This is a genomic window from Streptomyces sp. NPDC006529 (assembly GCF_040611795.1).
In the GTDB taxonomy this organism is placed as follows: Bacteria; Actinomycetota; Actinomycetes; order Streptomycetales; family Streptomycetaceae; genus Streptomyces.
Map to the genome: position 1 here is coordinate 1 of NZ_JBEXPB010000013.1, position 21,090 is coordinate 21,090.

Here is a 21,090-nt window from a genome sequence, read left to right on the forward strand (position 1 = left end):
ACCAGCCGGCCCATCGCCCGCTCGTCCCACACCTCAGGCAGATCGACCAGACCACCCCAACGCTCCGGAACCTCCAGAGCCGCCACCCGACCCAAGCCCCATACCTGAGCCTGAACAGGCGAAACGAGCTTGTCGGAACGGCCCACACTCACCGCACCACGCGTCAGGCACCACAACGGCGCCCCCACCCCAGCATCACCCAACGCCTGCACCAGAGGAGCCGTCGACAGCACACCCACAGCCTCATCCAGTGCCAGCAACGACACCACACCAGCCACGGACCCCACACCAGCCAGCAGTTCAACCAGCCCAGCACGGTCCGAACCCGGCTCCACCACAACCCGACGCACCCCAGCACCACGCCCAGCCAGAGCCGCCACCACAGCCGCATCATCCACACCCGCAGCCGGCACCACAACCAGCCACTCACCATCCAGCCCACCAGCAGACACAGCCTCCAGCGGCTTCCACGACACCCGGTACCGCCAGCCGTCGACCTCCGACTGGGTCCGTACCCGGCGGCGCCACGCCGACAGGGCCGGGACCACCTCGCTCAGGGGCTGGTCTGCGTCCGCGTCCAGTTCGAGGGCAGCGGCCAGCGCGGCCACGTCCTCGTGTTCGACGGCGTCCCAGAACTCGCTGTCGGCAGGATCGGTCCCGCGCGACCCGGCGGTGGTCTGCTCGGTGGTCTCGGGGCGGGCGTTCATCCAGTAGCGCCGACGCTGGAAGGGGTACGTCGGCAGGTCCACCCGCTGCGCGCCAGTACCGGCGTAGAAGGCGGCCCAGTCCACGTCCGCGCCATGGACGAACATCCGGGCGACGGCGTCGAGCAGGGTGGCGGCCTCGGGGCGGCCCGCGCGCAGTCCGGCGGCGAAGACGGGTACCGACGCAGTGGCGCCCTGGGTGTCGGTGGCAGCGGGGAGGCAGTCCTGGGCCATGGCCGTGAGGACGGGGTCGGGGCCGAGTTCGAGGAAGGAGTCGGCGCCGCGGGCACGCAGGGTGCGTACGCCGTCGAGGAAGCGGACGGCGTCGCGGACGTGCCGGACCCAGTGCTCGGGGTCGGCCAGTTCGGCGGCGGTGGCCGTGGTGCCGGTGAGGAGGGAGACGACGGGCAGAGTGGGAGTGCCGTATTCCAGGACCTGCGCGACGCGGCGGAACTCGTCGAGCATGCCGTCCATGTGCGGGGAGTGGAAGGCGTGGCTGACGGTGAGGTGCTTGGTCTTGCGGCCCTGGGCCTCGAAGGCCTCGGCGATGGTGACGACCGCGTCCTCGTCGCCGGCGATCACGACGGCCTGCGGTCCGTTGACGGCGGCGATGCTGACCCGGCCCGACGTCAGGAACGGCAGGATCTCGTCCTCCGCGGCCTGGACGGCGATCATTGCCCCACCACCCGGCAGCGCCTGCATCAGGCGACCGCGCGCAGCGACCAGCGCACACGCGTCCTCCAGCGAGAAGACGCCCGCGACGTGCGCTGCGGCGATCTCACCGACGGAGTGACCTGCGACGAACGACGGCCGCAGTCCCCAGGACTGGACGAGGCGGAACAGCGCCACCTCGATCGCGAAGAGGGCGGGCTGGGTGTATGCGGTCTGGTGCAGGAGGGCGGCGGCGGGTGTGCCTTCGGCGGCGAACAGGACATCGAGCAGGGGGAGTTCGAGCTGCTCGTCCAGGTACCAGGCGGCGTTGTCGAGGGCGTCCGCGAACACCGGGTGGGACAGGTACAGCTCGCGGCCCATGCCGAGGCGCTGACTGCCCTGGCCGGTGAAGAGGACGGCGGAGCGGCCGGCGGCCGGGGCGCCGTGGACGACGGCGGGTGCGTCGATCCCGTCGGCGAGGGAGCGCAGGGCGTGCTGGAGGGCGGTGCGGTCGTCGCCGAGGACCACGGCGCGGTGGTCGAAGCGGCCTCGGGTGGTGGCGAGGGAGTGGCCGAGGTCGAGGGGGGTGGCGTCCGGGTGCGTGTCGATCCAGTCTCCGAGGCGACGGGCTGCGCCGCGCAGGGCCTCGGGGGTCTTGGCGGACAGGGCCCAGGGAAGCGGGCCGGGCAGCTGCGCCGTTCCGTGCCCGGGCTCGATGGCGGAGTCGTCCGGCGCACCGGTGGGCGCGGTCTCCGGCTCCTCGATGATGGCGTGGGCGTTGGTGCCGCTCATGCCGAACGACGAGACGCCCGCCCGGCGCGGTGCGTCGGGTGAGGCCGGCCAGTCGACGGCCTCGGTCAGCAGGGCGACGGATCCGGCCGCCCAATCGACGTGCGGGGTCGGCGCGTCGACGTGGAGGGTCCTGGGCAGAACGCCGTGCCGCATCGCCATGACCATCTTGATGACGCCTGCGACACCCGCGGCGGCCTGGGTGTGGCCGATGTTCGACTTCAGGGAGCCGAGCCGCAGCGGCCGGCCCTCGGGGCGGTCCTGCCCGTACGTGGCGAGCAGCGCCTGGGCTTCGATCGGGTCGCCGAGCTTCGTGCCGGTGCCGTGGGCCTCGACGACGTCCACGTCGGCGGGGCTCAGGCCGGCGTTGGCGAGGGCCTGGCGGATGACGCGCTGCTGGGCGGGGCCGCTGGGGGCGGTCAGGCCGTTGCTCGCGCCGTCCTGGTTGATCGCAGTGCCGCGGACGACGGCCAGCACCTGGTGGCCGTTGCGGCGCGCGTCGGAGAGGCGCTCGACGACGAGCATGCCCGCGCCCTCGCCCCAGGCGGTGCCGTCGGCGGCGGCCGCGAAGGGCTTGCAGCGGCCGTCGGGGGCGAGGCCGCGCTGGCGGCTGAAGGAGACGAAGGAGCCGGGGCTCGCCATGACCGCGACACCGCCGGCGAGGGCCAGGGTGCATTCGCCGGTGCGCAGGGCCTGGACGGCGAGGTGCAGGGCGGCGAGCGAGGAGGAGCAGGCGGTGTCGACGGTGACCGTGGGGCCTTCGAAGCCGAAGGTATAGGCGATGCGCCCGGAGGCGACGCTCGCCGCGTTGCCGGTGACGAGGTAGCCCTCGAAGCCGTCCGCGGCGTCCTCCAGGCGGGGGCCGTATTCCTGGGTCTCGGCGCCGACGAACACGCCGACCTGGCCGCCGCGGAGCCCGGCGGGGTCGAGGCCGGCCCGGTCGAAGGCCTCCCAGGAGGTCTCCAGCAGCAGGCGCTGCTGCGGGTCCATCGCGAGGGCCTCGCGCGGGGAGATCCCGAAGAAAACGGCGTCGAATTCGTCGGCGTCGTGGAGGAATCCGCCTTCCCGGGTGTAGGTGGTGCCGGACCGGTCGGGGTCGGCGTCGTACAGGGAATCGAGGTTCCAGCCGCGCCGGGTGGGGAATTCCGAAATGGCGTCGGCGCCGTCGGCGACGAGTTCCCAGAGCATTTCCGGGGAATTCACCCCGCCGGGGAAGCGGCAGCCGATGCCGACGATGGCGATCGGTTCGTCGCTGCTGATCGCGGCGGTGACCGGGGCCTCGGCGGGGGCGGTCAGTCCCAGCAACTGCGTGTGGAGGTGGCGGGCCAGGTGGTTCGGGGTGGGGTGGTCGAAAGCAAGGGTGACGGGCAGGAGCAGGCCCGTGCCGGCCACGAGTCGCGCGTGCAGGTCGACGGCGGCGAGGGAGTCGAAGCCGAGGTCGAGGAAGGAGCGGTGCGGGTCGAGGCTGGCGGGCGCGGAGTCGCGCATGGCGGCGATGGCCAGCGAGGAGACCCATGCGAGGAGCTCGGTGTGCTGTTCTTCCGCGGTCAGCCCGCCGAGGCGTTCGCGCCAGCCTTCCCGGAGGTCGGCGGCGGTGACGCTGTCGGTTTCACCCTGGGTTCCGCCCGTCTGGGAGGACCCGTCGATTTCGGCTGCGAAATCCTGGGATTCGTTCAACATCGTGCGCTCCATCACTCCGTGCACAGAAACCTGAGACCAGAGACGACCCTGGCACGGAAGAGTGGCCGCAGAAACCCCTATCGCTCCCCTAGGGGCCCCTATTCAGGGTCCCGGCAGGGGGTATGGGGCGACTCTGCGGGCGCAATCGAATCATGATGCCCCCGGCGCGCGGAGAATTGCAAGAATTCCACGGCATGAATTCTGGGCGGAAGAGGGGAAAGCAGAGGAGGAGGGGCGGTCACGGGGACCGTCCCTCCTCCTCCCGGGGTGCGCCAGTTGGTCTAGGCGCGGCGTTCGATGAACGGCGCCAGCAGGCCGGGTACGGTCTCCTCGGCGAAGGCGAGGCCGTCGCAGACCCGTACGTCGCGGATCTTGTAGACGCCGTCGCCGACGGCGGTGGCGGCGCCGAGGGTGAGCAGTCCGGCCCGGCGCTGGAAGGCGGACCGGGTGATCGACCAGCCGATGATGCCGTCGCGTTGCACGGCGACGGTGCGGCGGGTGAAGGTGCCGGCCCGGGTGACGAGGTAGGGGCCGTCCAGTGCGTGGCCGAGGTTGCGGTAGGCGTCGTAGGCGAAGGCGGTGCCGATGGGGAACAGCACGACGGCCGTGATCCAGCCGGTGTGGACGAGGACCGGGGTGAGCCACAGGCCGAGGCCGACGAAGGGTGCGGCGAGCAGGGCGGCCCAGATCAGGGCGCGGTTGATCCGGCGGCGCAGCGCGGCCCGGGGGTGGGCGGCCAGGTCGGCGGTGGTCGTCGGGGAGGCGCTCTCGCCCAGGACGCGGGCGGCGATCTCCTCGGCCAGAGCGACGGGGACGGGCGGGGTGAGGCGGCTGCGGCTGCTGTTCTCGTCCTCGTCGCCGAGGCCGCTGGCGACGGCCTTGACCCGGGCGCCACGGGCCCAGCGCAGCAGGAGGGGTTCTGCCACTTCGATGCCGCGCAGGCGCTGTTCCTCGATGCTGACCGAGCGGGTGATGAGCAGGCCGCGGCGCACGCGGACCATGCCTGGTTCGTCGCGGTCGAGGCGGTAGCCGCCCCAGCCCTCGATGAAGGTGGCGGTGGAGCCGATGACGCCGATGACGCCGATGACGAGGAGGGTGACGAGGATGCCGTACCACAGGGGCACGGAGCCGAAGCGCGCCTCGATGTCCTTGACGACGCCCAGTTCCAGCGGGTCGACCTTCAACTCGTGCAGGGTGCGGTAGACGCTGCCGACGGCGATGAAGACGCCGCCGACGCCCCAGAGGGTGAGGGGGGCGTAGCGCAGCCAGGCCCAGTCGAGTTCGGCGACGGTGGTGTCGGCGGCGGGGTCGGCCGGGGCGGACCCGTGGCGGGCCTGGCGCAGTTCGCTGAGCTGGCGGCGGAGGGCTGCGGCGTCGCTGACGGCGAGGCCCTCCAGGGACAGGCCGCCGGAGGTGGAGCCCTGGTCGCCGGTCGCGATCTTCAGGGAGGTGAGGCCGAAGATCCGGTGGAGGGGTTTGGCGGTCAGGTCGACGCTGCGGATGCGGTCGACGGGGACGGACCGCTCGCTGCGGAAGAAGTACCCCTTGTGGAGTTCCACGCGGTCGTCGGTGATGCGGTACCGGGTGGTGAAGTACCGCATCAGGCTGATGCCGGAGATGACGAGGCAGGTGATGAGGAACGAGGCGCAGGTGATGAGGACTTGGAGGGTGACCTTGCCGCCGGCGAGGGCGGTGGTGGCACCGAAGGTGGCCAGGGGGACGGCCAGCACGCTCAGGTTGACGAGGATCAGGCGGGGGTTGAGGCGCCCCCAGCTGTCGTCGGAGGCCCGGTCCGTGGTGTGCCGCACCGCGGTGTCGGGGCTCACGTGGCGTCACCGGGTACGGCCTGGGTGGAGCGGGTGAGGTGTTCCACGAGGTCGGTGGCGGTGCCGTGGTCGAGCCCCTTGATCTTCACGGCGCCCGCGGAGGAGGCGCTGGTGACGGTGATCCCGGAAAGCTGGAACAGCTGCTGGAGCGGGCCGCGGAGCATGTCGACGGTCTGGACGCGGGAGAGAGGGACGACCCGCCAGCGCTGCCAGAGCCAGCCGGAGGCGGCGTAGACGGCCTCGTCGGTCACCTCCCAGCGGTGGACCCGGTAGCGCCAGGTCGGCATGAGGCCCATGTAGAGGAGTCCGGGGACGAGGGCGACGAGGAAGAGCGGGCCGAAGACGAATCGGGCCGGTGCGATGGTGAGCCAGAGCACGCCGAAGACGAGCGGGAGCGGCAGGGCGAAGAGGGACGACTGGAGGGTCCACCAGCCGACGGCGCGGCTGTCGACGCGGTGGCGAGGCGGACGGAGCGTCAGTTCTTGGTTGTCTAGCACTGCTTCATCCTTGTTCCTGAACGGTCGTGGATCTCGCCGGTCAACGCGCACCGCGCTGTTGTCGGTGGCTGCGGTCGGCATCGGTATCGGTGTCGTCGGGGCCGGCTTCGGCGACGGGGGTGGTCGCGGCCCGGGCGGCCCGCAACCGGGACTGCAGCACCGCGGTACGGGCCGTCACCATCGACAGCGACATCAGGGCGAGCGAGCTGATGAGGACGTCGCTGCCGCTGAGCTGGTAGTCGGCGGTGAACCGGGTCATGCGTGCGCCGAACCAGTTCTCGCACCCGTAGGCGAAGAGGATCTGGCCCGCGCACAGCAGGATCCAGACCGCCGCGTGCCCTGGCCCGCCGGTGCTGCGGACGTCCCCGGCCCCGTCGCTGTGAACGCCGAGCAGGGAGCTCACCACGAGGCCACAGATGGCCCCTATCCCGATCCCGGCGAGGTGCAGCGACATGTCGTTGCCCGCCGTCGGGAAGGAGTCCACGCTGACGGCGACGGCGAGGACGGCCACCAGTGTGGGGATCGTGGTCCTCACGGTGGTGATGCGCCGGTTGCCGGAATCCGTCGCGAGGATGACGGCCAGGATCGACCCGCAGGTGATGAGTGCCGTCGTGAACTGGCCCACGTGCCCGAACCCGCCCTTCCCGCATTCCTCGAAGCCCCTCGCTTCTTCTTGGATCCCACGGTAGGCGGGGCGCTGCGGGTGGCGGGACGACCGATCGGTGGGACCGGCTGTCCACCGATCGATGGACACGTGCGGGGTCGTGGTAGGACTGGTGCCGTGCACACACATCCCGAGGAGACTCAGGCAGGGACGAAGGGTGAGGGGCCGACCCCGCGGGCCGCGAGCTACGGCCCCGATTCCGGGAGCCGTTGGTTCGGCCTGTGGGACGGCTACTTCGCGATCTCCTACCTCGTCACCGTCATTCTGCTCTTCACGTCCGCCGAGAGCCAGACCCACCGGGCACTGTCCGTCGGTGCGCTGACCCTGATCGTGCCCTGGTACGCGGGGCTCGGGCGGCGGCTGATGATGAACCGGTCGAGGCACCGGCAGAGCGCGGTGTTCTCCGTCGGACTGTTCGTGCTGTTCGCCGCGGCCGGCCTGCTCGATCTGGCGGCTTCGTTCGCGCTGTTCGCAGTGGTGCCGATGCTGATGATGAGCCTGTCGACGCCGCCCGCGATCGTGCTGGTGGTGCTGGCGAACCTGTGGCCGGTGACGGTGGTGTGGCTGCAGGGTGGGGAGTTCGATCCGCACATCCTGTCGGTGCTGCCGATCTCGCTGCTCGGGATCGCGCTGTCGGTGCTGCTCGGCCTGTGGATCACGCGGGTGGTGCGGCAGAGCACCGACCGGGCGGAGCTGATCGCCGAGTTGCGGCGCAGCCGTGAGCGGGAGGCCCAACTGTCGCATCAGGCGGGGATCTCCGCGGAGCGGGAGCGGCTTGCGCGGGAGATCCACGACACGCTGGCGCAGAGCCTGACCAGTATCATCGGCCTGGTGCAGGCCGCCGAGTCGGACGTGGCCGCCCATCCGGAGCGGGCCCGCAGCCGGCTCGGGCTGGCCGGGCGGGTCGCCCAGGACAGTCTGGGGGAGGCCCGCGGTTTCGTCTCGGCGCTCACCCCGCCGCCGCTGCGGGAGAGTTCGCTGGTGCAGGCCGTGCACCGGCAGGCCGATCTGCTCCAGGAGGAGACGGGCCTGGTGGTGCGGTGCACGGCGCGGGGCGAGGAGCAACCGCTGCCGATGGCGGTGAGCGTGGTGCTGCTGCGCTCCGCGCAGGAGGCGTTCGCCAATGTGCGCAAGCACGCGCGGGGCGCCCGTAGGGTGGAGGTACTGGTGGCGTACGCACCGGACGCGGTACGGCTCGTGGTCCGCGACGACGGCCCCGGCTTCGTGCCGGACACTTCGCCGGACGTTCCGCGGGACGCGGCGGGCGGCGGGCAGAGCGGCTTCGGGCTGCGCGGGATGCGTGCCCGGGTGGAGGAGATCGGCGGAATGGCACAGGTCAGCAGCGGCCCGGGAACGGGCACGGTCATCGAGGTGTCGGTGCCGCTGGGCCCGGTGGGGCAGGAGCCCGACGATGAGTGAGCGCGGCCCGATCGGGGTGATGCTGGTCGACGACCATCCGGTGGTCCGGGAGGGCTTGTCGGCGATGCTGGAGCTGGACGAGGGCATCCGTGTCGTAGGGCAGGCGGGTTCGGGTGAGGAGGCGGTGCCCCTGGCGGCGCGGTTGCGGCCGGACATCGTCCTGTTGGACCTGCGGATGGGCGCGATGGACGGGGTGACGGCGACGGGCCACATCCTGCGGGAGTCGCCGGGCACCAGGGTCGTCATCGTCACCACGTACGAGGACGACGCGGACATTCTGCGGGCGGTGGAGGCCGGTGCGGCCGGGTACCTGCTCAAGGGCAGTTCCCGCGAGGAGCTGGTGCACGCGGTCAAGGCGGCGGCGCGCGGCGAGACGGTGCTGACGCCGTCGCTGGCGCCGAAGCTGTTCCGGGCGCGGGTGGTGGAGGCACCGGTGCTGTCGGAGCGGGAGCGGGAGGTGCTCCAGTTGGTCCGGCAGGGGCTGACCAACGCGCACATCGGGCGCCTGCTGTTCATCAGCGAGGCGACGGTGAAGACGCACCTGTTGCGGGCGTTCAAGAAGCTGTCGGTGTCGGACCGCACGGCCGCGGTGATGACGGCCCTTGAGCGGGGCCTGCTGTCCTGACGGGCCCCGGCCGGGGGCCTGCCGGCCCGTGTCCGGCGCGCAGCGATCCCGTGCTCCGGCCGGGCGCGGGACGGCCCCGGTGGGAGCAGGGCGTGCGCGGCCGCGGCCGGGGCCGACGGGTTCAGGCGATCCCCGTCAGGTTGAGGTCCCACAGCCGGGCCGGCAGGTCCCGGCGCCGCTTGACCTTCAGCTTGCGGTAGATCCGGGTCAGGTGCTGTTCGACCGTGGAGACGGTGACGTACAGCTTGGTGGCGATCTCCCGGTTGGTGTCCCCGCGGGCGGCGAGGAGGGCCACCCGCGCCTCCGCCTCGGAGAGCACCTCCGCCTCCCGGGGCGGTTCCGTCTCGCGCCCCACGGTGACGGGCTCTCCGTCGACCTGGCCGGGAGTGAACTGTTGGCACAGGGGCTGTGCCCCGCAGGACTTGGCGACGTGCCAGGCCTTGCGGACGAACATCCGGGCCCGGTTGTAGTCCCCCGCGGCGCGGTGGGCGCTACCCAGTTCGCCCAGGGCCTTGGCGAGTTGGAGCCGGTCGTCGCCCTGTTCGAGGAGTTCGACGGCTTCGGTGAGCCGCTTCAGCCGGTAGGTGAGGTCGCCGCTGGTCCGGGCGAGCGCGTACAGCAGGGGTCCGCGCGGTCGCACGCCGCAGGGGCCGGTCTCGCGCTGCTTCTGCTGCTCGACGTGCTCGCGGGCGCGGGCCACGTTGCCGATGGCGAGCCAGGCCTCGGCGGCGTCCAGCCGCCACGGGACCAGTTCGGCGGCGTCCATGCCCCAGGCCTGCATGAGTTCGCCGCAGGTGAGGAAGTCGCGCAGGGCAGCGTGGTAGCGGCCGGTGGCGAGGTGGCAACGGCCCCGGGCGCGGAGGTAGTTCAGGCCGAACTGCGTCTCCGACAGCAATTCGGGTACGGGCTGTTCGAGCAGGGCCATCGCTTCGTCGAGGTTGCCCATCTGGGTCTCGGCCTCGATGAGGACGGCGAGCGGCAGGGCGATGCCGACGCCCCAGCACTGTGTGGAGATCAGCGACATGCTCTGCCGGGCCTGGGCGGCCGCGCCGGGCAGGTCGCCCTGGCGGAGGGCGACTTCGGCGCGCACGACGCCGAGGGCGGCGTGCCAGGTCGGGGCGTTGCGGGCGGAGCACTCGGCGAGGAGCCGGTCGATCCAGGTGAGCGCGAGGTCGAGGTCACCCGCGTAGATCAGGGCAAGGACGGCGTGGACGAGGGGGGTGAGCGTGCGGTCGCTGAGGTGGTAGCGCTGGAGCACCCGGGTGGCCTCGGCGACGGCCGCGTCGCCCGGGCCGCCGCGCAAGGCGGTGCGCAGGGCCTCGGCGGCGGGCAGGTGGGCGTCCTCGGGCATGTCGTAGGGGGCGGCGCCGTGGGCGGCGGGCTCGGCCCGGGCGGGGCCGTCGGCGGGGAACGCCTCGCGGACCGGGGGGCTGACCAGCGAGAGCCAGCTCTGTGCGGCGGCGAGGGTGTCGGGGGCGTAGGCGATGGGCTGCCCGGCCTCCTCGGCCTGCTGCGCGGCGGCCTGCAGGCCCCGTACGGCCTCGGCGGCCTGGCGGGCCTCGCCCATCCAGGCGAGGCAGCTCACGGCGTGCAACAGGTCCTGGTCGCTGAGGCGGCCGGCGCAGAACTCGCGGGACAGCTGGCGCAGGTGTCCTTCGGCGGCGCCCGGGCTGCTGCGCCAGACGATGCTGACGAGGCGGGACTTCAGGGCGGTGCGGCGCGAGCCGTCGGGGCAGGAGTCGACGGCGAGTTCGCCGCACCTCAGGGCGAGCTGGGGGTCGTCCTCGACGAGCGCGTGCTCGGCCGCCTCCTGTAGGACGGCTATCGCCCATTCCTCGACCGGTTTGCGGGTGGCCAGGAGGTGGCGGGCGATGTCGAGGGCGGCGGCGCCCTCCTCGTGCAGGAGGCGGGCGGCACGCTGGTGGAGCGCGGACAGCGCCCCGGGCGGGGCCGCGGCCAGGACGGCGGCGCGGCTGGCCGCCAGGCGGAACGATCCGCCGTGCAGGAGGCCGCAGCGGGTGAGGTCCTGGACGGCGAGTTCGACCGCGCGGACGTGCACGTCGGTGATACGGGCGACGAGGGCCGCGGGGGCGGCGTCGCCGAGGACGGCGATGCCACGGGCGACGGCCAGCAGGTCGGGGTCGCCGCGGTGCAGGCAGTCCAGGACGGCTCGTTCGAAGGTTTCGGCGGGGGCGAGCGGCTGGAAGGGCTCGCTGTCGCCGAGGGCGGCGAGTCCGTCCTCCAGGAGCGCCTTGACGAGGAGCGGGTTTCCGCCGGTGGTGTCGTGGCAGTCGGCGGCGAGCCGTGCGGCCGCCGTGGAGAAGGGGCCTGACAGGATGCGCGCGGTGCCTTCCGCTGAGAGCAGCGGCAGGCGGATGGTGGTGCAGTGGGGCTGGCGGCGCAGTTCGGCATGGAAGGCAAGTTGGGCGGGTAGCAGTCGAACGCCCTCGGTGAGGACGATCAGGACGCCGGACTGGCGGACGCGGCGGGCCAGGCAGAGCAGGAAGGCGCGGGAGAGCTCGTCGCCGTGGTGGACGTCGTCGACGGTGATGAGGACGGTGCGGTCGCGGGCGATGCGCAGGAGGGAGGCGCAGACGTGTGGCAGGACACGCATGCCGGCCTCGACGGCCGCCGCGGTGTCGCCGCTGTCCACGGCCTGGGCGGTGACGCCGTCCAGGAGGGCGGTGGCCTCGGCGTGGACGGCGGGATCGAAGGCGGCGGCGCCGTCGAGAATCCGGCGCAGGATGCCGAACAAGAGGTAGCGCTCGGCGCGGGATCCGGCAGCCTCCAGGACCAGCACACCGTCGGAGACCGCCTCCTCGGTGAAGCGCTCCAACAGGGCCGTCTTGCCCACGGCGATCGGCCCGCTGATGGCAGCGACGCGGCCACGGCCACGGCGGGCGCTCCCGAGCAGGTCGGTCAGCGTCTCCCACTGCTTCTCACGCTCGACGAACCTTGCAACCACTGCGTTCCCTTCACCGGGGGTGTTCGGATGTGCGCCCGGCGGTGCACCGGGTCCTGCGTTCCTCGCGGTCGCCGGGCGGGCGGCGGTTCGTGCGGCCCGCCCGGCGACCGGCTCAGCCCTTCCGGGTGGCTGCTGCGAGCTCTTCGGAAACGATCTTCAAGATCTGCGGCTGTTGCTTGGCGAGGAAGAAATGGCCACCGGGGAAACTCCGGAGGTCGAATCCACCGAGGGTGTGGCCTTCCCAGGCTTCGGCTTCCTCGCGGCTGGTGCGCGGGTCGGATTCACCGGTCAACACGGTGACGGGGGTCTTCACCGTGTGCTCGGGAGCGGCGCGGTAGTTCTCGATGGCCGTGTAGTCGCTCCGTATGGCGGGGAGCACCATGCGCAGGATTTCCTCGTTGCCGAGAATGGCGGCGTCGGTACCGCTGAGTTCGCGCATTTCGGCGACGATGCCGTCGTCGTCGCGCAGATGCACGGTCTCCGGGCGGTGGCTGGAGGGCGAGCGCCGGCCCGAGGCGAAGATGTGGACCGGGGCGATGCCGTGGTCACGTTCGAGGCGGCGCGTCACCTCGAAGGCGAGGACGGCGCCCATGCTATGGCCGAACAGGGCCAACGGGCGGTCCGCCCAGGGCAGGAGTGCGCTGGTCAACGCGTCGGCGTAGACACCGATGTCGGTGATGCAGGGCTCGTGCCGGCGGTCCTGTCGTCCCGGGTACTGCACGGACAGGACGTCCACCGCGGGCGCCAGTGCCTGGGCCATGGGGAAGTAGAAGGAGGCGGATCCGCCCGCGTGCGGCAGGCAGACGAGCCGGATCGCAGCGTCGTCCGCGGCCTGATAGCGGCGGATCCAGGCGTCGGCGTTCTGATTGTCGATCAAGGGGATGAAAACTCCGTGTTCTTGTCCGGGCACAGCGCGACAGTCCGTCAGACCCGGACATTGCGACTACATCCGTACAGGCGTTCCGTTTGCCCCATGTCTAGCAGAGCTCCCCCTACGTCCAGTACCCCTACATTTGCCCCCTACGACGACTGGAAATCAGCCGGACGACAACGTGCGCAGTGGGGGCGATTCCTGGCCACACACGTCGGGCAGCGGGGCGCACCGGGTCCACAAGGCCCTTATGGCCGGTCGAGCCAGACGGGCCGATGGCTCTAATGCAGCGGCTGAAGCGACCTGGTGGGGAACACATTCAGCCACGTAGGCGAGACCACCGTGCCGGGTGTTCGCTCATTTCTTGAACGAACTGCAACATTGCGGGCTTCACACCCTCGCTTCACACCCTCGCTTCACACCCTCGCTTCACACCCTCGCTTCACGCCCTCGCTTCACGCCCCCGCTTCACGGGAGACCTCCACGGGAGACTTCGCGAGCAACCTGGGGCACGGTGGGTGGTTCCGTAGCGTTCGGGCAGGTCTCCTCAGGGAATCCCGGTCCGGGTCCGATGGAACGCATCGTTGCTGATGCTGCGGCGATCGGCCCCCCGCGCGCCGACCCCCACGACCACGGATCGCGGGCCCGTGCACAGCCACCCGTGCGTCACCCCGCGTTGACTCCTGTCCACCGGTCGATTGACAGCCGGGTCCGTCGGTCGGTTGTCCACGTGCACCCCTCCCGCTCCCTAACGTTGCAGGTGGAAGATCCGGGAGAGCCGCAACGCGCCCCCGTACTCATCGACATGAGGGGGACTTGACCCATGAGCCCGTTCTTGACCGCACTGATCGCCAGCTCGGTGATTCTGGTCATCATCCTGTCCACCGACCTGGGCACCCGCAAAGTCACCAACATGCGGTTGCTGCGCTCGATCATCGCTGTCGCGATCGTGATCGCGCTGTTCGTCCACACCCTCCCGCTGGGGGGCAACGACCCTTGGCTCCAGCTGGCCGGTATCGGTGCGGGAGTCGTCTTTGGCCTGATCGCCGCGGTCCTGCTGCCCGCCCACCGGGGCTCCGACGGCGAGATCTACACCAAGGGCGGCATCACCTATGCGATCGTCTGGACCTTGATGTCCGCCTCCCGCGTGCTCTTCGCCTACGGTTCCGAGCACTGGTTCACCGAGGATGTCATTCGCTTCAGCATCGAGAACAAGCTGAGTGGGCAAGACGTCTACTCAAACGCCTTCGTCTTCATGGCACTGGCCATGGTCCTTGTACGCACGGCTGTTCTGCTCGGCAAGCGCCGCCGGCTGCGCGGCGCCCAGGCTCCGATTCCCGATGAGGCTGTCAATCGGGTTGCATGACGGGCGATGTGGGGTTGTGGCACCGGCCAGGGCCGGCTGTCCCCCCGCGCGGTCACCCCGGACGTGATCGCAGGCATGACCGGGCTCCGGACCGCGGCCTCCGAGGCCCCGGAGTGACCGACGACTGAGGGCCGGACCGCCCGGTGGAGGGCGGTCCGGCCTTCGCTCGCGCCGGGGGTTATCCGTTGACGACGTGGTCGTAGCGCAGCGCGACGTAGCCCGAGGCGGCGTGGTGCTGCCGCGCATGGGTGGGAAACCGGCGGCGCAGTACGGCCACGATCTCGCGGATCTCCTGGGCGGGCGTGCAGGGTGTGGCGACGAAGGAGAGCCGGTCGGGGGCGGGCGGGGTGAACAGGAGCGCCTGTTCCGCCGTGCGGACCATCAGGTGTCCGGGGTGGCCGGGCGTGGTGCCTGCCGGAAAAACGTTTGACGCCCGTCGGCGTCCGACGGTCGGATGACATGCCATGAGCACAGGGCACATGCATCCCGGCACACATCCCATCGACGACGACCTTGTGCGGCGACTGATCGCCGGGCAGTTCCCGCAGTGGGCGGAGCTGGCGGTGGAGCGGTTTCCGTCCAGCGGCACGGTCAACGCCATGTACCGGCTGGGCAATGACATGGTCGTACGGCTTCCGCTGGTGAAGGGCGGGGCCAACGACGTGTTGCTGGAGCGGACGTGGCTGCCCCGACTCGCACCCCACCTGCCCACACCCATCCCCGAGGTGCTCCGGGACGGGCAGCCCGCCGAGGGGTATCCGTGGCCGTGGTCGGTGTACAAGTGGCTCACGGGGGAGAATCCTGAGGCGGGGGCGCTGAGCGAACCTGTCCTGCTGGCCGAGGACCTGGCCGAATTTGTGGCAGCGACGCGGAGCATCACCCTGCCGGGTGCGCCGCGGGCCCATCGCGGTGGGCCGATCGCCTCGCTCGACGCAGAGACCCGGGCAGCGATCGAGGAACTGCGCGGGATCCCGCAGGAGGGCGTGGACTGCGATGCTGCCGCCGCCGCATGGGAGGAGGCGCTGCGGGCCCCGGGCTGGGACGGCCGGCCGGTGTGGCTGCATGCCGACCTCATGCCGGGCAACTTGCTGGTGGACGGCGGCAGGCTGACGTCGGTAATCGATTTCGGGTGCCTGGGCGTGGGTGATCCGGCGTGCGATCTGTTCCCGGCGTGGAATCTGCTGCCAGCCGATGCGAGGGAGGTCTTCCGCGAGGCGCTGGGCGTGGACGACGCGACCTGGATCCGCGGCCGGGGGCGGACGCTCTCACAGGCGCTGATTGCGCTGCCGTACTACCGAAGGACGAACCCGGCGATGGCGCGCAATGCCCGTCACGTGATCCGGACGGTGCTCGACGAAGGCTGAACGGTGACGGTCGCCGGCCCCGGCCCCGGCCCCGGCCCAGGCTCCGCCGAGCCGGGCCTGCTGCTCTCCGGCAGCGAGACGATGCCCAGGCAGGAAGCCGAAGCCCTCGCCATCGACGTCGCCCGCCGCAGCACACCGGCCGAGGGCGGCTTCCGCACCTTCCAACCCGTCGTCAACGCAGACGCCTGCCTGCTGTCGGGGGCGCAGGAGGATTCGTGGATGGCGCGGAAAGCTCTGCAAGTGCCGAGGGGGAACGTGATGTTCGGCGCGCTGCTGCATGCCGCGGACGGGCTGCGCCAGGGCGAGCAGCTGACCGTCCTGGAGGAAAATCTGCCGGACGTACTGCGGAGCGGAGCGTGGTGCCCGAGGACGAAGTCAAGAAATGGGGCCACGTCTACCGTGAGTCCGTAACCGCCCGCAAGGTGCTGGTGGGGGTGCCCGAGGTCATCACAAGCCGTCCGGTCTCCCTGGGCTACAGCTTCGCGGACCCGACCGCCGGCGTCGACCGTCCGGCGGGGCAGCAGGGAGAACGGTCATACGGGCGGGTCAGATCGCAGCCCGACCCCGCCGACGGTGCGTCGTCACCGGACACTGCGCGCGGCCGCTGCGCCGCCTTGCCGCCATCGGCCCCGACCGGGCGTTGCGCCGGTTCCCGACCGGAGGCGGCCGGCGGCACGGTGGCGGGGCACTGCCCGCCGCCCGTCCTGCCTCGTCCCAGCGCGCCATGTACGCCAGCGCCGGACCGGAACCTGGCCGGGGTGGGAGGGTACACGCCTGAGGCTCTCACCCATCGGGTGGAGCGGGAAGGCGCGGGCCGGTCGGTGCCGCGCCGGGCGGTGAGCCGATCGCGGTCGGCGGGCATGGGGAGGCCAGTGATCGTGAAGCTGGGCGTGGGGTCTCGATCCCCAGGTCGATGCGCGACAAGCTCACGGCGGAGCAGCTGGACGCGCTGCGGAAGCTGGGCGTCAAGTGAGCGCGACAGAGACGGCTGGACGGGCTTGCCCACGGTCCCCTTGAGCCTGCCCACGCCGGGGACGGTCATCGAGGACATCATGACTCATCCGTCTCCGGCCGTCGGCCAAGCCGCACGTCAGCACAGGACCTCGGTGTCTCACCGTGGCATTCGCCGAGGGCTGTCCGCTACGAAGCGACCGTACGGGTCGCTGCCAGCAAAGAGTGGTTGTGACCAGCACCAGAACGGGGTGGAAGGTTCCGGGGAAACCCTTCGAGGACATCACTACTGACCTGCAACCCTGGTGAGATGCTGCTCAAACTGACCGGCTCCAGTTGTTCGGGCAAGACCACGCTCGCCTACTCCGTGGGCGAGCGGCTGGGGCGGATTGCCGTCCACGACTTCGACGAGCTCGGCGTACCGGAAGCCGCCGATCGCCAGTGGCGAAACCGCATGACCGAGATGTGGGTGCGTCGCGCGCTGGAATACCAAGCCCGCGGAGTCGACCTCCTGCTGACCGGGCAGTCCCCGCTGGGGGAGGTCCTGGCCAGCCCCTCCGCCCCGTTGCTGGACGGCATCGCGGTCTGTCTGGTCGACGTGTCCGACGAGGCCCGGCGCGGCAGGCTCACCAAGCGCGACCCGGACCGATGGGACGCTCCGGCGGTCGACGCCTTTCTCGGCTGGGCCGCTTGGCACCGCAAGCACGCCGAGGATCCCCGATCCCAACCCGACGTCATCATCGACGACAGCTGGCCGCGCATGGCCTGGCGCCGCTGGACCGGGTGGATCTCCCACGATCGGCGATGGTGCACCCACCTCCTCGACACCACGGACCAGCCTGTCGCGGACTCCGTGGATCAGGTTGAGCAATGGGTGACCGAACAGCGCGACGCGCTTCGATCCGGCCGTCTCCCCCTGTCACGGGGCTGGTCAGACCAGACAGCAGCCCGAGCCGACCACGACTTTTGATCCGCTTTCGCAACAGACCCCGGTAATGCGGCGGGTGGGCATTGCTCATGCTGGTCGGTTGCGGCTTGGCGCCGCGCCGAGGGAAAGGGCAGCTGCGGCGAGCGAGAACACGGCGAGGAGGAGGAACAGGGCGGGGTAGCCGCCGAGGAGGCCGGCAAGTCCCACGCCCGCGAAGGGGGCGAGGGCCGCGGCGATGGAGGCGGGTGCGCTGAGGAGGCCGGAGAGGCGGCCGTAGTGGGTGGTGCCCCAGCGGTCGGTGACGGCGGTGGCCTGCAGAAGGGTGAGGTTGCCGCGGACGGTTCCCGCCAGCACTGCGAAGAGGGCCAGGAGTGGCAGGGGGTTGGGGATGAGGGCGAGGGCCGTTGTGGTGGCTCCGCCGGCTGGGATCAGGGCGGCGGTGCGCGCGGTGACGCCGGTGCGTCGGGCGAGGGTGGCGTGGAGGGTACGGCCGAGGGTCTGGCCGGCTCCGCCGAGTCCCAGCACCCAGGCGGCTTCGGTGGCGGTCGCGCCGCGCTCGGTGAGCAGGGGGACGAGTCCCATGACGACGGCGTACATCGCGAATCCGGACAGGGTCAGGGCTGCGGCGAGGAGGAGGAAGGGGCAGCTGCGCTCCACCGCCCGCCCCGTGGTGATGGCGTGCCGGGGGTGGACCGCCGGGGCGGGCGGCCAGGGTGCGCGCAGGGCGAGCGCGTGCGCGGGGATGGTCACGAGGGCGAGGACGGCAGCCAGGATGAGGTAGGTGGTGCGCCAGCTGAAGTGTTCGGCGAGAGCCGCGGTCAGGGGTGCGAAGACGGTGGAGGCGAGCCCTCCGGCCAGGGTGACGATGGTGAGGGCGCGCACGCGGTCCTCGCCCCACCAGCGGGTCAGGGCGGCGAAGGCGGGATGGTAGAACGTGGCGGCCATGGCCACGCCCGCAAGGAGCCATCCGGCCGTGAACACGGCGAGGTTCGGTGCCCAGGCGATGGTCAGGAGCGCCAGCACTGCCAGGACGGAGCCGGCGGTCATGACGGCGCGTGGTCCTCGTCGGTCGAGGATGCGGCCGATGGAGATGCCGGCGAGGGCGGAGACGAGCAGGGCGCCGGAGAAGGCGGCGGCGGTGGTGGCCGGTGACCAGCCCGTCTGAGTGGTGATGCGGGAGTTCAGGACGGGGAAGGCGTAGTAGACGATTCCCCAGCTGGTGATCTGGGTGGCGCACAGGGCGGGCAGTGCGGCGCGCGGCCGTGACCGGACCCCCGTCCCGGTCACGGCCGCGTCGGCCTGGGTGTGTTGCATGGAGGTCAGCAGCTGCCGGAGGAGGCCGGGGCGCCGATCGTGAGGGTGGCCGGGGCCGCGCAGCAGCCGCCACCGGTCTCTTCGGCGGCCCGGGGCTGGTCGAAGAGACCGGCGCCGCCGCAGACTCCGGTTTCGGGGAGGGTGAGTTCGACGCGCTCGGCGGCGTCCTGGTCGCCGGCGAGGTGGGCGGCGATGGAGCGGACCTGCTCGTAGCCGGTCATGGCGAGGAAGGTGGGGGCGCGGCCGTAGGACTTCATGCCGACGAGGTAGACGTCCTTCTCCGGGTGGGAGAGCTCGTTCACGCCGTGCGGGTAGACGGTGCCGCAGGAGTGCTGGTTGGGGTCGATCAGCGGGGCGAGTGCGACGGGGGCTTGGAGGCGCTCGTCCAGGCCCAGGCGCAGCTCGGAGACGAACGACAGGTCGGGGCGCAGGCCGGTGAGGACGATGACCTCGTCGACCGCGTCGAGGCGGCGGCCGTCTTCGGCGACCAGAACCAGGCGGCCGTCGCTGTCGCGTTCGACGGCGTCGGTGCGGAAGCCGGTGACCGCGTCGGCGTGGCCGCCGTCGACGGCGGCCTTGGCCGCGAGGCCGAGGGCGCCGCGGGCGGGCAGCTGGTCGGCGCTGCCGCCGCCGAAGGTGGACCCGCAGATGCCGCGGCGCAGGATCCAGGTGGCGTGGGTGCCGGCGCCGTCCTCGGCCTCGGCGAGGTCGGCGAGGTAGGCGAGGGCGGTGAAGGCCGAGGCGCCGGAGCCGATGACGGCGGTGCGCTTCCCGGCGTACCGGACCCGGGCGGCCGGGTCCTTGAGGTCGGGGATGCGGTAGGAGATCCGGTCGGAGGCGGCCTGCTCGCCGAGCGCGGGGAGGCCGTCGCCGCCGATCGGGCTGGGGGTGGACCAGGTGCCGGAGGCGTCGATGACGGCGCGGGCCAGGAGCCGCTCCTCACTGCCGTCGGCGCCCACGACGCGGATGGTGAAGGGCTGGCTCTCGCGGTCGGCGTCCACGACGCGGTCGCGGCCGGCGCGGGAGACGCCGGTGACGGTGGCGCCGTACCGGACGCGCTCACCGAGGACATCGGCGAGGGGCTGGAGGTAGAGCTCGGCCCAGTCGCCGCCGGAGGGGTAGGTGGCGCCGTCGGGCGCGGTCCAGCCGGTGGGGGCGAGGAGCTTCTCGGCGGCCGGGTCGACCACTTCCGACCAGGTGGAGAAGAGGCGTACGTGGGCCCACTCGCGGGTGGCGGTGCCCGCGGTGGGGCCGGCTTCCAGGACCAGCGGGGTGAGCCCGCGCGCGATGAGGTGGGCGGCGGCGGCCAGGCCGACGGGTCCGGCGCCGATGACCACGGTGGGCAGGTCGGCGGTGGTGGCAGGCGCGTTCACAGCAGGCTCCTCGTTTGTTTCGACATCCGTCGATGGCTTGCGGTGTCAGCATGGCAGTTGATTCGATGAGCGTCAACATAGACAGATGTCGAATTAGCTGCGGGGGTGGGAGTGTCGCTGTGACGGCGATCGAAGGCGACCGGTCCGGTGTTGTGCGGCCCGCCGCGCACCCTCGTCCACTGCTTCGACGTGTGTCAACATAGACGCATGTCGAATGTGAAGGCTCTTCCGCTGCTGGACTCCGCGACCGCCGCTCCGTGCTGCCCACCGCTGTCGGAGCGCCCACTGACGGCCGAGGAGGCCGAGCGGACCGCCCTCATGTTCAAGGCCCTGGGCGACCCGGTCCGCCTGCGCCTGTTCTCCCTGGTCGCCTCGCACGAGGGCGGCGAGGCGTGCGTGTGCGACATCTCCGACGTAGGCGTCTCCCAGCCGACCGTTTCCCATCACCTGAAGAAGCTGCGGGAGGCCGGACTGCTGTCCTCCGAGCGGCGCGGCACCTGGGTGTACTACCGGGTGGAGCCCTCGGTGCTCGCCGCCATGGGGCAGCTCCTCACCCGCGCGGCCGCCGCGTGAGCCTCACCATCGCGCCGCTGGCCGACGTGCACGCGGACGAGGTCCTGGCGATCTACCAGGCCGGAATCGACGAGGGCAACGCCACCTTCGAGACCACCGCCCCCACCTGGCGCGTGTTCGAGGAGGGCAAGCTGGCGGAACACCGTTTCGCCTGCGTCGGGCCGGACGGCAGGGTACGGGGGTGGGTGGCGGCGAGCGCGGTGTCGGACCGGTGCGCGTACGCGGGCGTCGTCGAGCACTCCGTCTACGTGCACCCCGGCGCCCGCGGCCAGGGAGTCGCCTCCGCGCTGCTGAGCGCCCTCATCGGCTCGACCGAGGCCGCCGGAATCTGGACGATCCAGTCCGGCATCTTCCCCGAGAACCGCGCCAGCCTCGCCCTCCACCAGCGGGCCGGCTTCCGCGTGATCGGCACCCGCGAGCGCGTCGGCCGCCACCACGGCGTGTGGCGCGACGTGGTCCTGCTGGAGCGCCGCAGCCCAACCGTTGACTGACGTCACCTCCCACCGGATCACCGTCCGCTGCCCGACCCG

General features: G+C 71.7%; 17 protein-coding genes. 8 read left to right on the plus strand and 9 right to left on the minus strand.

Annotated features, from left to right (window positions below; all coding sequences use genetic code 11):
- From ABZY31_RS12610 to ABZY31_RS12625, 4 genes are all read right to left on the minus strand, one after another.
- The coding region (locus tag ABZY31_RS12610) for a beta-ketoacyl synthase N-terminal-like domain-containing protein (protein WP_356408371.1) at positions 1-3,839 on the minus strand (3,839 nt) is incomplete at its 3' end.
- A gap of 266 nt (positions 3,840-4,105) precedes the next feature.
- Positions 4,106-5,650, minus strand: a complete 1,545-nt coding sequence (locus tag ABZY31_RS12615) for a PH domain-containing protein (RefSeq protein WP_356408374.1) — start codon at positions 5,648-5,650, stop codon at positions 4,106-4,108.
- Positions 5,647-6,147, minus strand: a complete 501-nt coding sequence (locus tag ABZY31_RS12620; protein WP_356408377.1) for a PH domain-containing protein — start codon at positions 6,145-6,147, stop codon at positions 5,647-5,649. The genes ABZY31_RS12615 and ABZY31_RS12620 overlap by 4 nt, the downstream gene beginning before the upstream one ends.
- Before the next feature lie 40 nt (positions 6,148-6,187).
- Positions 6,188-6,772: a hypothetical protein gene (locus ABZY31_RS12625; protein ID WP_356408380.1), complete on the minus strand. Its 585-nt coding sequence runs from the start codon at positions 6,770-6,772 to the stop codon at positions 6,188-6,190.
- A 156-nt stretch (positions 6,773-6,928) separates the two neighbouring features.
- Here ABZY31_RS12625 and ABZY31_RS12630 point away from each other — a divergent pair, with 156 nt between their 5' ends.
- Both ABZY31_RS12630 and ABZY31_RS12635 read left to right on the plus strand, forming a co-directional pair.
- Entirely contained in the window at positions 6,929-8,230 is a 1,302-nt protein-coding gene (locus ABZY31_RS12630) for a sensor histidine kinase (protein WP_356408383.1), read from the plus strand.
- Complete coding sequence (locus ABZY31_RS12635; RefSeq protein ID WP_356408386.1) at positions 8,223-8,855, plus strand: response regulator transcription factor; 633 nt, start codon at positions 8,223-8,225, stop codon at positions 8,853-8,855. The genes ABZY31_RS12630 and ABZY31_RS12635 overlap by 8 nt, the downstream gene beginning before the upstream one ends.
- Positions 8,856-8,976: 121 nt before the next feature.
- Here ABZY31_RS12635 and ABZY31_RS12640 read toward each other — a convergent pair whose 3' ends face one another.
- On the minus strand, positions 8,977-11,820 hold the full coding sequence (locus ABZY31_RS12640) for an AAA family ATPase (protein WP_356408389.1): 2,844 nt from the start codon (positions 11,818-11,820) through the stop codon (positions 8,977-8,979).
- A gap of 112 nt (positions 11,821-11,932) precedes the next feature.
- Positions 11,933-12,697 (minus strand): alpha/beta fold hydrolase, encoded by a 765-nt coding sequence (locus ABZY31_RS12645; protein ID WP_356408392.1) that lies wholly within the window; start codon positions 12,695-12,697, stop codon positions 11,933-11,935.
- Positions 12,698-13,526: 829 nt separating this feature from the next.
- On the opposite strand from ABZY31_RS12645, the gene ABZY31_RS12650 reads away from it, so the two are divergent.
- Positions 13,527-14,057, plus strand: a complete 531-nt coding sequence (locus ABZY31_RS12650; RefSeq protein WP_356408394.1) for a hypothetical protein — start codon at positions 13,527-13,529, stop codon at positions 14,055-14,057.
- A gap of 178 nt (positions 14,058-14,235) precedes the next feature.
- Here ABZY31_RS12650 and ABZY31_RS12655 read toward each other — a convergent pair whose 3' ends face one another.
- Positions 14,236-14,439 carry a hypothetical protein gene (locus tag ABZY31_RS12655; RefSeq protein ID WP_356408397.1) on the minus strand — a complete coding sequence of 68 codons (204 nt, stop codon included), beginning with the start codon at positions 14,437-14,439 and terminating at the stop codon, positions 14,236-14,238.
- An 82-nt stretch (positions 14,440-14,521) separates the two neighbouring features.
- On the opposite strand from ABZY31_RS12655, the gene ABZY31_RS12660 reads away from it, so the two are divergent.
- From ABZY31_RS12660 to ABZY31_RS12670, 3 genes are all read left to right on the plus strand, one after another.
- On the plus strand, positions 14,522-15,421 hold the full coding sequence (locus ABZY31_RS12660) for an aminoglycoside phosphotransferase family protein (protein WP_356408400.1): 900 nt from the start codon (positions 14,522-14,524) through the stop codon (positions 15,419-15,421).
- 3 nt (positions 15,422-15,424) lie between these two features.
- Positions 15,425-15,832, plus strand: coding sequence for a hypothetical protein (locus tag ABZY31_RS12665; protein WP_356408403.1), 408 nt, complete (start codon positions 15,425-15,427; stop codon positions 15,830-15,832).
- Between the two features lie 850 nt (positions 15,833-16,682).
- Positions 16,683-17,342 (plus strand): hypothetical protein, encoded by a 660-nt coding sequence (locus ABZY31_RS12670; RefSeq protein WP_356408405.1) that lies wholly within the window; start codon positions 16,683-16,685, stop codon positions 17,340-17,342.
- 45 nt (positions 17,343-17,387) lie between these two features.
- Here ABZY31_RS12670 and ABZY31_RS12675 read toward each other — a convergent pair whose 3' ends face one another.
- Both ABZY31_RS12675 and ABZY31_RS12680 read right to left on the minus strand, forming a co-directional pair.
- Positions 17,388-18,614, minus strand: coding sequence for an MFS transporter (locus ABZY31_RS12675; protein WP_356408408.1), 1,227 nt, complete (start codon positions 18,612-18,614; stop codon positions 17,388-17,390).
- A 5-nt stretch (positions 18,615-18,619) separates the two neighbouring features.
- Entirely contained in the window at positions 18,620-19,987 is a 1,368-nt protein-coding gene (locus ABZY31_RS12680) for an NAD(P)-binding domain-containing protein (RefSeq protein ID WP_356408411.1), read from the minus strand.
- Between the two features lie 207 nt (positions 19,988-20,194).
- Between ABZY31_RS12680 and ABZY31_RS12685 the strand changes: the two genes are divergently transcribed.
- Positions 20,195-20,560, plus strand: a complete 366-nt coding sequence (locus tag ABZY31_RS12685; protein WP_356408414.1) for a metalloregulator ArsR/SmtB family transcription factor — start codon at positions 20,195-20,197, stop codon at positions 20,558-20,560.
- Positions 20,557-21,051: an N-acetyltransferase family protein gene (locus ABZY31_RS12690; protein ID WP_356408417.1), complete on the plus strand. Its 495-nt coding sequence runs from the start codon at positions 20,557-20,559 to the stop codon at positions 21,049-21,051. Before ABZY31_RS12685 ends, ABZY31_RS12690 begins: the two co-directional genes overlap by 4 nt.
- Positions 21,052-21,090: the final 39 nt, after the last annotated feature.